Consider the following 12,219-nt stretch of genomic DNA (forward strand, 5'->3'; position numbering starts at 1 on the left):
TCCTCCATCCTTGAGGTTTTTGGGTTTGGTCACTTGAAAACTTCTCCAAGTTGGGGTGAAGTCCCTTTTTTATGTCCGAAAATCCTTACGGCTCAAGGCCTCAGATTACTGCAAAACGCTCAAATTAGCAGAATTAATAAAGGAAATAAACTTACTCTTGATACCAGAACCAATGCCTATAAATCATCAAAGAAATTTTTAAGTAGTAACGAAGTACTAGGTATTCCTAAAAGGGATATGGGAAATTGTGTCGAATTTCTAAAAGAAGTTGAGTATTACGTCTTGAGAAAGGGGGAGAAAGTGTGGAGGTTATTTCTATACCACCTTATGCACCAGTTCTTATGGAGTCAACCCGAGCAATAGGCTATTCAATAGAAACTGCAATTGCCGACATTATTGACAATAGTATTGCCGCAAATGCTACACAAATAAACATCATGTTCTTTCCTATTGCAGAGCCTTATATTGCGATACTGGATAACGGTCATGGCATGAATGAGGAAGAAATAAAGAATGCCATGAGATATGGCAGCAAAAATCCACTAGATGATCGGGAAACAGGCGACTTGGGGAGATTTGGACTAGGGTTGAAAACCGCATCCATGTCCCAATGCAGAAGGCTTACTGTTGTCAGTAAAAAGGAAAGCCAGGTTGTTGCTGCACAGTGGGATTTGGATTTTATTCAATTGACAAATGATTGGTCACTGAAACTTCTTAGTTCCGAGGATATGGCAGATATTCCTCATGTTGAAGAATTAAAGGTAAACGAGACAGGGACTTTGGTGGTCTGGCAAGTATTAGATCGACTGAGTATGGCGGAGATCAATTTCGATAAATCAATGGGGAAATATATGGACCAGGTTCGGAGACATTTATCCCTTGTATTTCATCGCTATCTTGGAGGGAGAGAACCAGGAATCAATAAGATTGAGATCTGGATGAATAATACAAAAATTGAACCGATTGATCCTTTTCTAGCTGATAGAAGCACACAAGTTATGGATGATGAAAGTATTCTAATTGAGGGACATAAAGTTATGGTGAGGCCTTATACCTTGCCTCATATTTCTCAGCTCTCAGAAATGGAACTGAGCATGCTTGGAGGAAAAGACGGTCTAAGAAAGCTACAGGGGTTTTATGTTTATCGAAATAAAAGGTTACTTGTTTGGGGCACATGGTTTCGTTTAATGCGTCAAGGGGATCTGTCAAAACTTGCTCGTGTGCGTGTTGATATTCCTAACTCTCTTGATTATCTGTGGACGTTGGATATTAAAAAGTCAATCGCGGTACCTCCCGAGATTGTGCGTAAAAGCTTGGCTGGAATTATTGGGAAAATATCCGAAAGCAGTGTAAGGACATGGGCATATAGAGGGAAAAAGGAAACGGACGACTCTCAAATTCGTGTATGGGATAGAGTGAAAATGCGAGAAGGAGGTGTAATCTATAAAATCAATCGAGACTATCCTTTAATTGAAGCACTCAATTCAGGAACTAACATAGAAAAACGATTATTAGAAAAGCTTTTGGTACAAATCGAGAAAAGCTTGCCTTTAAACCAGTTATATATTGATCTAACTAATGACCAACGAATTATAAATGAGAATGAAATATCCAGGCAAGATTTGGTGACACTGTTGGAACCCCTCTTGTCTGTTTGTAGGAACATACAGGAAAAAGACGAAATGTTGAAGAGGTTGGCAAGTACAGAACCGTTTAATCAATACCCAGAAATTTTATTAGAACTAATTCAGGAGGTTGAGTAGAATGTTAAGTCAATCTGCTCAGATTTTGGAAAGATTTATTTCAGTTGCAATTAATACTAAGTACCCTGATGTTCCGCCAAGTGAAGATGAATTCATTGCGGAAGCCATCGCTTTACGCGAGAGATTTCCTATAGCAGATGAGGAATTCGATCAAATAATGAGAAATTTAAAGGCAGCTTTGGTTATACAAATGGATGTTGGAGTCTATATTTCAAATAAAAATAGCGATCATCAATCGTGGCTTCCTAGTCGCAGAGCAGATATTGACTTTTATTATTGGAAAAGGTTTAAACGTTATTTGGAGGACGTAAAGGGATGGAATACTGGAGTGACAGCCAGCTTAGAGATAGTATCTAATGAAATTGTAGACCTATTTGGAGATCCTCAAAGTAAGAAACCATGGCAAAGAAGAGGGTTAATACTTGGGGATGTTCAATCGGGGAAAACTGTTAATTATACTGCTATTTGCAATAAGGCGGCAGATACTGGATATAAAGTTATTATTGTTCTAGCAGGTATGATGGAAAACCTGCGTAAGCAAACCCAGAAACGCTTAGATAAGGAGTTTGCTGGCAGATTGAGTAAAGATTTACTGCGTTTGAAAGGAAAGCAAGAAGTCAGAAATGTTTTTGATGGTGTCGGGAAAATTGATTCTTCTAAACGCATATCTGCTTTTACATCGGTTCTTTATGATTTTAACACGAGTATTCTAAATAGTAATGATTTAACTTTGAAAAATATAAATGAACCCGCCTTGTTTGTTGTAAAGAAGAATAAATCAGTATTAAAAAATTTGGAAAGCTGGCTTCATACAAACAATGCGGACAATTCTGGCAAGATAGATTTGCCTTTGCTGCTTATTGATGACGAGGCTGATAATGCCTCGGTTAATACAAAAAAAGAAGAGGAAGATCCAACAGCGATTAATGCGGCAATACGCTCTATATTGAATCGCTTTTATCAAGCTACATATGTAGGCGTCACCGCTACACCGTTTGCCAATATTTTCATTAATCCTGAAACTGATGATGACATGGTAGGCGATGATTTATTCCCAAAAGATTTTATTTATTTGCTAGCTCCTCCAACGAATTACATTGGTGCTAATGCTATGTTTGGAGACATTGGTACTCATGTAAAAAATATAGAAGAGATAGATACTAAAGAGATTGAAATGTTTTTTCCATTTAAGCATAAGAAGGATCTTGTTGTTGATGAACTGCCGCCAAGTTTATATGAAGCAATGGGTTATTTTTTGTTGGTTAATGCTGTAAGAGATGTTCGTGGTGATATTAAAGATCATCGATCTATGCTTATTAATGTAAGTAGATTTACTGATGTCCAGGTGAGAATACGTGAAAAAATAATAGTTTGGCTGGAACAAGTCAAATCTGATGTGCATAATTACGCTGCCCTTGATGAGGCACAGGCTATGAAGATAGAGTCATTAAGGATGTTGAAACAAATTTGGGACAAGCATCGTCTGGAAGAGAAATCTGAAGTTTCATGGGGAGACCTGCTTGCTTTATTTCTGCATAAAGCAATTTCTCCAATAGAGATCCGAGCGGTCAACCAGAAAACAGGAGCCGCTAGCCTTAATTATGATACATATGAGGAGAATGGCTTGCGAGTTATTGCAGTTGGGGGCAACAGCCTTTCAAGAGGTCTGACACTTGAAGGACTTTGCACTAGTTATTTTTATCGTAACTCTCAAATGTATGATACCCTTTTGCAAATGGCGAGATGGTTTGGTTATCGCCCTAATTATAGCGATTTATTCAAAGTATGGATGTCACCCGATGTAATTGATTGGTATGGACATATTACCGCAGCAGCCAACGAGTTGAAAGATGAAATCAGCAAAATGAATAAGTATAATCTTACACCAAGAGACTTCGGTCTTAAAGTAAGACAGGACCCTAACTCGCTTATTGTTACAGCCAGAAATAAGATGAGGACTGCAACACAGGTGAGCAGACCAATTTCTGTAACCGGAAAATTGCTTGAGACACCACGATTAAAATCCAAGCCGGATGTACTAGCAGCGAATGAGCGTGCCTTTAAGTTGTTTGTGGCAAGTTTGGATACAGCAGGCTCAAGACGTCAAGTAGATCAATCTGGGCTTATGTGGAGCGGAATTCACAAAGATCTTATTGTAGAATTGCTTTATAGCTTTGAGACTCATCCTTGGCATATGTCATTTCAAGGGAAGGCTCTTGCCGAGTATATTGAAAAGAATTCGGAGTTGACCGAATGGGATGTATTTATACCTTTCGGCTCTGACCCAGATGATTTCGAATTGGAAGGTGCTAATGGAATCATCAAAATAAGAAGGGAAAAACGCTATGTAGAAGAAGCAAACGGAATGATTAAAGTTATGGGTACCAAAGTAAGAGTAGGATCTGGTGGTTGTACAAAAGCGGGTCTTACTAAGGGGGAGATTAGAGAAGCTGAGGATAGATTTAGAAAGTTGCACCCAGACAAAACCAATATTCCTGATAGTGCATATCTCATAGGGGACCGAAAACCTATATTAATGCTGCATGTATTGAAAAGTGCTGGGAAGAAGGATGCTCCGGTCAACCCTAAAATCCCCGAGACATTGTATGCCATTGGTGTAGGATTTCCTGGAAACGGTTATATAAAAACAGCAAATTACGTTGTAAATATGGTTGATATAAGCAACTGGATGGACGTCGATGATGAGGAGGATGATAATGATGTTGACTAATGACATTCTTCTTGAAAAATGGAACAGCATAGCCCAATACAACAAGTCTTATGCAAGAATAGATGGCACCCATCCTTTGGATTGGCACATTGGATATGAAGATATTAATCAGAAGTCACTTTTAATAGTTTGCAGCTATGAGCCTGAATTTTTGCAATCGTCCAAGTCAATTTTATCATCAGTTGGATGCCGTAGCGATGGAAAATGGACAATGACCTTTCGTTTAGTTCGTCAAGAAAATGAAGAAGTATTCATTCGATTGTGTTGCGATTTAATAGAATCATCAAGGTATCAAAGCGACTCAATACAAGGCATCAGATTTATTGCAAACCGGTATTTGCAGTGGTCCAAACTAATGGAGCAGCAAAGTAGCGGATTATTGGGCGAAGCAGAAAGAAAAGGGCTTCTAGGGGAGTTGATACACTTGCAGAATTGCATTTTGAATGGAGTTCCTATGCATGAAGCAGTTGAGAGCTGGATGGGACCTGAAGGAGCAGATCAGGATTTCATTTTTTCGGATACCTGGCATGAGGTCAAGGCAACTGGGATTGGATCAACATTTGTATCAATTTCTTCACTAGAACAATTAAAAGCACCGTGCTCTGGAGAGCTTATAATATACTTTATTGATAAAACAGCTCCCAATTCTTCTAATTCTTATACTTTGCTGAGCAAGGCTGAAGAGATACGAGGAGTTTTAAAAAGCAATCAAGCAACTCTTGATCTGTTCAACGACAAGTTATTACGAAAAGGGTTCATAGATTCATTAGAATATAAAGAATACTGGTATAGACTAGGGGGGAATCAGGGCTATAGAGTCGATGACAGTTTTCCTAAACTTATTAACAGCAATGTTCCCCCTCAAATTGTATCAGCAAACTATAGTATAAGTATACAAGCAATTCAGAACTGGAGAACTCAATGATTTAAATTTTGGAGGTGCCATATGGATCTGCAGGATTTTAGAAAAGAATTTCTCGAAGACGTTCGTTCAACTGCTGCAGTCTACGGCGAGGGTTCAAGTTCCGCATTTGTAGGAATTGTTTCAAACTATCTTGTAAATGCTGAAGTGCTTCCCGATTTCGAATCCACATTTTATATAGGTTCAGGATTTCGGAACCGGAAGTTGAGAATTGACGGATATGCATTCGATGAGTTTGATTACACTATGAACCTTATTGTGGCAGACTATATAGGAGATGATACAGAGAGGACACTTACTCGATCTGAAGCAGAGCAAATATTTCAATGGCCTCTTCGATTCGTTGAAGAGACTTTCAATAACAGGTTGCATGACAAAATAGAAATAAGCAACTCGGCAGCAGATTTAGTTGATTTATTGAGAACTAATAAGGCACGCATTAGGAAATATCGTGTTCTGCTGTTTACTGATAGATTAATGAGTGGCCGTATTGAAAGCTTCCCGGTCAAGGAGCTCGAAGGAGTCAGCGTAGAATTTCAGATTTGGGATGTTGAGCGTCTTTATAAAATGTTTTTGGCGGAATTTGGACGTGAAAGTGTTGAAATTGACTTTACGCAGTACACAGCTAACGGAATTCCTTGTCTTGATGCGAGCAATTTTGGAGACAACTCTTATCGTTCTTTTTTGTGCGTAATTCCTGGTTCGGTAATAGCCGATATTTACGATCGTTTTGGCTCGCAATTATTAGAGGGCAATGTACGGTCGTTTTTAAGCACCAAAGTAGCAGTCAATAAAAAGATAAGAGAGACAATCTTGAATTCTCCCAAAATGTTTTTTGCGTTTAACAACGGAATTGCAGCTACTGCAGTTGATGTAGTTATAGAAGAAAAAAAAGATGGAAAATTCATCACCTGCGTTAGAGATTTTCAAATTATTAATGGAGGGCAAACAACAGCCTCACTGTCAAGTGCACGTTATAAAGACAAGGCTAATCTTGAAGGGATTAGTGTACAAATGAAACTGACTGAAATTAATGCTGAACCCGATGAAACGCATAATCTAATGCAGAAAATTTCGAAGTCATCAAATAGCCAAAATAAAGTCAGCGATGCAGATTTCTTTTCAACACATCCCTTTCATATTCGTATGGAACAGATTTCACGCAGGATGTTTGCCCCAGCAACGGGAGGTTCTCAACACGATACTCGATGGTTTTATGAACGGGCAAGAGGACAATATCTACAAACCCAGATGCGTATGACTAAAGCTGAACGAAATCGTTTCCTGGTGCAAAACCCTAAGCATCAGCTTATTACTAAAACAGATCTGGCCAAAGCTCGAAATACGTGGAGAGAGATACCTCATGTCGTCAGTAAAGGGGCTCAGTCAAATTTTAGAGAGTTTGCTGAATGGATTGATAACGAATGGCAACTCTCAGAGGATTCATTTAATGAGAGATTTTTTCAAGAATCAATTGCTCTTTATATTTTATTCAAGCACGTAGAGAAAATGGTTACTCATCAGTCATGGTACGAGCATGGATATAGGGCTAACATTGTAACTTACTCAATTGCTTTGCTAGTACATTTGTTGAAAACTCAATACCCGACATATGTATTGGACTTGCAAACTATTTGGAATAAACAGGAAGTACCGGATGTTATCGCAAGACAATTAAACAAACTAGCCAAAGCGGTACTTGATTCCATAACAGATCCTTCACGAGCTGTCGCTAACGTAACACAATGGTGCAAAAGAGAGGCTTGTTGGAATAAGGTGAAGAACTTGAACGTTACTCTTGATTCAGAGATAGAATCGTTTCTTGTTCCCACAGGGGATGAAAAAACAGAAATTCGACGAGCTCGCAAGGATCAGAAAATCGTTAGCGGTATTGAGGCACAGACAAGAGTGGTCAATTATGGAGCAGAGTACTGGAAAAAAATGCACTTGTTTATTCTCGAAAAGCAAATACCTCACCACGTAGAGGCAGAGGCTTTAAAAATAGCTTGCAATATGCCAGCGAAGCTGCCAAATTCAATACATAGCCAAAAGTTGCTTTCTTTAAGAGAAAGGGTTATTATTGAAGGTTGGAAGGACGCTTGAAAAGAGGTGAAGAGCTGTGTATAGACTCTTAGATTTGTTTGCAGGTGCAGGTGGAATGACTTTGGGCTTTATGCAGACAGGAAAATATGATATTGCTGTTGCAGTTGAAAAAAATGACTACGCAAAGGCAACGTATGAACGCAATCATGAGAATACAGAAGTCCTGAGTGATATCTTGGATATAACTGACTATGACTCTTTCAAGCGTTCGTATGGAGAATTTGATGTAGTTGTTGGAGGTCCCCCTTGCCAAGGATTTTCGAATGCAAATCGTCAACGAAATCATATTATTAGTCAAAACAACAGCTTAGTTAAGAAGTATGTTGAAGTGATTCTTAATTTGAAACCAAGAGCTTTTGTGATGGAGAATGTTCGGATGCTCAAGTCGGATATTCATCGTTTTTATTGTACAAATAATGATGGAGTCGAATTTGAGAAACTTGGAATAATTACTCGCAACGAAACGATTTGTCTGTTGGATACTGAGTGCCCCGTGGTTGATATTAAAGAGTATTTGTTTGATCCAGCTATTTTAAGTGAATTGATTTTGCCTGACAAGGTGTTTTACGCACTAAGGATACTGTATAAAAACTCTAGAAGGGAAGAGACAAGGAAGAAGGCTTTGAGCAAAGGCAAGCAGTGCATAACCCATATTTCAGCACTGCCTAGGAGAAGCAAGGCAGTCTCAAGACAGTATATTAATTTTGAGCAAGCTTCGCTTAATGCGTTTATTAGATATGCTGGAGAGGAAATTTCATTTGACGAAGCAGAACAGGAGATGTTGAATTATCTCAATATTCAACGCTTGATGATGCATGCAAAAGAACTGTTGGATAACAATATAGCTATCCACAACTTAAGAATAGATCAGAGAGGCGTTTATGTAGAGGCTGAATCATACTCAGTTATTGAGTACATTGGAAAAAGTTTGGGGCAGTTATACCGCATAGATGATGGTGTGCTTAATGCTGCTTGGTTTGGGGTACCACAGCTTCGTGAAAGATATATTGCTGTTGGGTTAAGAAAAGACTTGCATCGATGTCCAGAATTGCCTGCAAGAGTGTATAAAGAAGCAGAGTATCTTACTGTATTTGATGCAATTCAGGATTTGGAGCATGTACCTCCGACTTTTAACACAGAGGATGATCCCATCCCGCTAAATAATGATTTTCTAGGAACAGAACTTACGCGGGAGCTTCGCAATTCGTCAATGTTATACAATCACGTCGTTACGGAAACGCGTGAGACTGCCAAAAAACGTTTTGAGGCTTTGGGGCAAGGGCAGAACTTCCATGATCTAGACCGTAGCTTAACCGAGAATACGTACACTCGACCAGAAAGAACACAGAATTCAATATATTTAAGACTTGAGTATGGCAACCCTTCTGGAACAGTTACAAATGTACGCAAATCAATGTGGATTCACCCAACAATTTCAAGAGCGATAAGCATCCGTGAAGCAGCTAGACTTCAATCCTTTCCAGATGACTATGTGTTTGTAGGAACCAAGGATTCGCAATATCAGCAAGTTGGAAATGCAGTACCGCCAATGATGGCGAAGGCAATTGCCGCTAAACTTGCAGAGATGCTGGATTCGTGCAGTGGGCTGTCCAATGTGCAGGGAGGGCTTGTTAATGGTGGACACGCTAACAACAGAGGAACGCAGCAAGATGATGTCCAAGATAAAGTCGAAGAACACTGCTCCTGAAATGATTGTCAGGAGATATTTGCACAGCAAAGGTTTCCGATACAGACTCCATGATAAGAAACTGCCAGGAAAACCCGATCTTATTTTGCCAAAATATAATACAGTTGTCTTCATACATGGGTGTTTCTGGCATGGACATGAAGGATGCAAATATTACCGAATCCCTAAATCTAATACAGATTACTGGATTAGAAAAATCGAGAGGAACAGTATAAGAGATCGAGAAAATCAACAATTGCTCTGGGATATGGATTGGAAAGTTATTACCGTTTGGGATTGCGAATTGAAAAAAATTCAGAATATAGGTGTAGTCAATTGATAAAGCAAATCATGAATCAGTCATGAATGGGAACTTTTATTTACATTGGGGGGGGGGTTGTCTTTATTTGGATTTTGTGGATTTTTTAGGCGACAACAGATTGCGTCGTAAAATTGTTTATACTAAGGGCAACTCGGACTGTATATATTGTGGAGAAGTTGCTGACTCGAGAGAACATATACCCCCGAAAGTATTTTTGACGAGCCCATTTCCCGATAATCTCGGTATTGTACCTGCTTGTAGACAGTGCAACAAGTCATTCTCGAATGATGAAGTCTTTTTATCCATTTTAATTGAGATGCTTAAGAGAAGATGTTTTTATCCGGTCTGCGAATATTCTTCAGAAGTTGAACGCAGAATGAACTATAACAAAAAGATAGTAAGTGATATCGAAAATGTATTACAGGACAACGATGCCAGTTATTTTGATGATAGGATTCAAAGAGTGCTTCACAAATTGGCATTGGGTCATTCAGTCTTTGAAATTTCTGAAGGTTATTGCATTGAGAAGGGAACAATAAGTTACTCTTTTGCAAGCAAGATGTCATTAGAAGAAATAGAAGAATTTACACTTCCATTCAATATTACAGGAGAGCCTTTACCCGAAATAGGGAGTAGAGTGTATGAGAGAATACTAATAATAGAGCATAGGTTGCAGAGTGTGGAAAACTCTGAAATGTTCCTCGTTGCTCCTTTAGTCCTTTTAGATTGGGTTGATGTCCAGGATTTTCGATATTCTTATACATGCTACAGATTTGCTAATGAAATAATAGTTAAAATGGTAATAAATGAATTCTTATATGCTACGGTGGCATTTAACTTAAAGCCTGATGTCCAAGGGGGGGATTATTGATCCTCTCCTTTTGTTAATGAAGATATATTAAATGGACAAAAGCTTGCATGATTTTCATTTCACCTCAAATGTAAGTATTGTCGACTAGCTGATGATCTTGCCAAGCCTAATAATTGTTGGTACACATACGTTTCGCCGTCGACGACATGCATCTTCAGCTTTGCCCAATCGTGTCGAAACGTCGAACATTCATCCGGAAATTTTTATCAGAAGCATTAGAGGATCAAAATGATATTATTCTAAAAGTGAGGCATCAAACCCTCAATTAATATCGAAGGCTTAACCTGAAGCACCCTTGCCATTGTGCTGTAATGGTTAGCAGAGAGGGTGCTTTTTCTCCGTCTTCTAGTTCACTAATATAGGAGCGATCGACGCGTAAATAGATGCTCAACTCATCTTGAGTAAACTTTTTCTCTTTTCAGAGTTGGAATAATACCATAAAGCCCAAACGATGGATGATTTAAAGTTTAAATTACTTTGTTTTATCATAAAGATAGTTTCTGTTTCCAAGCCGATTATTTAGTAACTAAAAGGTTAAGAACATGATTTAGTTTGCAGTTATTCAAAGAAGAGCAGACTATCGTAGCGCTAACGCTCCTCTGTTTAGAAACGGATCAAGACACATTCATTTCCCTAAGATAAGAGCTATCTAAGGGAAATGAATATCATAATATCAGAAAATTATAAGAAATCTCTGAATTAAAACCTAGACAATAATTCTTTTATTTTTTATTCGACTAAATTCTTTTACTAGCCTTTCTTCCTCATCTTGAAGTTCGTCAATTATAATATCAATGGATTCTATTAGGCTAAGTAATTTGGAGTCTAATATTGTATCCCTACCAAAAATTTGTACTCGAGGGTGTGTGTTTAGATATTTTTCGAAATCGTTAGTAGAAGAGTGTTCTAAGTTTAAGGTGTGCTTCAGGAGTCTATAGGCAGTTTCAACTCCAATCGTGGTACTGATATTTTTGTATACCAATTCGAATTTTTCGCTTTTCATTAAAACTATTGACCATAATTCCTCACCTTCGAATTCAGCGCAATCTTCATCTCGAAATTCCTGCAGAATATCAATCGAGTTATTAATTGCTATTATCTTATCCATAAATGTCTGTATGAATTTTTCCTCATCGGACTTTTGAATCGTTAGTTTAACACCTATTAATGTAATCCATCCACCAGCAATTGAGCCACCTAAACTTGTTAGTGATAAATAGATTTCTTTCTTAGGGAACCATATGAAGGAGAATAACAAACCGATTGAAATTAAAAGAAGCGAAAGGATAAATATTAGTGTTGAGAGAGATAAGTTTTTTTTAATCATAAATACTCCTTAGTAAGTTTTCTATAAATATAGCATGAAAATAAGATACCTTAAAAGTTAACTAGGATCATGCTGAGATATCGGGGATGCAGGACCTTCTCATAACTTATATTCACGCTGCAGCCCGGCTAGTGCCAATCCATTGGTCACCATTGGTATAGGCGAAGGGGGATGAAGTCAGGGGGACAGCCTTGCGAAGCCTAAGTCTCAGACTCGTTCTCTATTCTCACTTAAGCCTCTCGGATTTATGAATACGGGAACGTTAGACGAAAGAACGAAGCGATTTATTAAATACAGGAAGGAAAAAGAGACAAGTGCTTACATGAAAGTTTTGAGAATTTCGTTTATTTTACTAGCATTACTTAGTACGAGTGTTTTGCATAATTCCGTTTCAGAGAAGAAGCGATAGCATATTCACTGTCGTTAAGGGGTAATTTTCGAAAATGGTATTATATGGATGAAGAAAAGGGCAGACTTGCAGAATTTTAGAACA

At 38.3% G+C, this 12,219-nt stretch carries 10 protein-coding genes; 8 read left to right on the plus strand and 2 right to left on the minus strand.

Annotated elements, in window-relative coordinates; translation table 11 throughout:
* The 8 genes from KI367_RS26070 to KI367_RS26105 all read left to right on the plus strand — a co-directional run.
* Window positions 1–363 (plus strand): hypothetical protein (locus KI367_RS26070; RefSeq protein ID WP_212953094.1); only part of this gene is annotated, 363 nt, incomplete at its 5' end.
* Window positions 303–1,763: an ATP-binding protein gene (locus tag KI367_RS26075; protein WP_212953096.1), complete on the plus strand. Its 1,461-nt coding sequence runs from the start codon at window positions 303–305 to the stop codon at window positions 1,761–1,763. The genes KI367_RS26070 and KI367_RS26075, both read left to right, overlap by 61 nt.
* Window position 1,764: 1 nt before the next feature.
* Entirely contained in the window at window positions 1,765–4,494 is a 2,730-nt protein-coding gene (locus KI367_RS26080) for a Z1 domain-containing protein (RefSeq protein ID WP_212953099.1), read from the plus strand.
* Window positions 4,481–5,419 (plus strand): PD-(D/E)XK motif protein, encoded by a 939-nt coding sequence (locus KI367_RS26085; RefSeq protein WP_246537329.1) that lies wholly within the window; start codon window positions 4,481–4,483, stop codon window positions 5,417–5,419. Before KI367_RS26080 ends, KI367_RS26085 begins: the two co-directional genes overlap by 14 nt.
* 21 nt (window positions 5,420–5,440) lie before the next feature.
* Entirely contained in the window at window positions 5,441–7,519 is a 2,079-nt protein-coding gene (locus KI367_RS26090) for an AIPR family protein (RefSeq protein ID WP_212953101.1), read from the plus strand.
* Window positions 7,520–7,535: 16 nt separating this feature from the next.
* Window positions 7,536–9,227, plus strand: coding sequence for a DNA cytosine methyltransferase (locus KI367_RS26095; RefSeq protein WP_212953104.1), 1,692 nt, complete (start codon window positions 7,536–7,538; stop codon window positions 9,225–9,227).
* On the plus strand, window positions 9,193–9,546 hold the full coding sequence (locus tag KI367_RS27725) for a very short patch repair endonuclease (protein WP_373316305.1): 354 nt from the start codon (window positions 9,193–9,195) through the stop codon (window positions 9,544–9,546). Before KI367_RS26095 ends, KI367_RS27725 begins: the two co-directional genes overlap by 35 nt.
* A gap of 67 nt (window positions 9,547–9,613) precedes the next feature.
* Complete coding sequence (locus KI367_RS26105; RefSeq protein WP_212953112.1) at window positions 9,614–10,399, plus strand: hypothetical protein; 786 nt, start codon at window positions 9,614–9,616, stop codon at window positions 10,397–10,399.
* A gap of 265 nt (window positions 10,400–10,664) precedes the next feature.
* On the opposite strand, the gene KI367_RS27540 is transcribed toward KI367_RS26105, so the two are convergent.
* Together KI367_RS27540 and KI367_RS26110 are read right to left on the minus strand one after the other, a co-directional pair.
* A complete protein-coding gene (locus tag KI367_RS27540; protein ID WP_306433263.1) occupies window positions 10,665–10,790 on the minus strand; it encodes a hypothetical protein in 126 nt (41 codons plus the stop codon).
* Window positions 10,791–11,105: 315 nt separating this feature from the next.
* Entirely contained in the window at window positions 11,106–11,726 is a 621-nt protein-coding gene (locus KI367_RS26110; RefSeq protein WP_212953115.1) for a hypothetical protein, read from the minus strand.
* Between the last annotated feature and the right edge of the window lie 493 nt (window positions 11,727–12,219).

The organism is Paenibacillus cookii, from assembly GCF_018333375.1.
Classification (GTDB): domain Bacteria; phylum Bacillota; class Bacilli; order Paenibacillales; family Paenibacillaceae; genus Paenibacillus_AQ; species Paenibacillus_AQ cookii.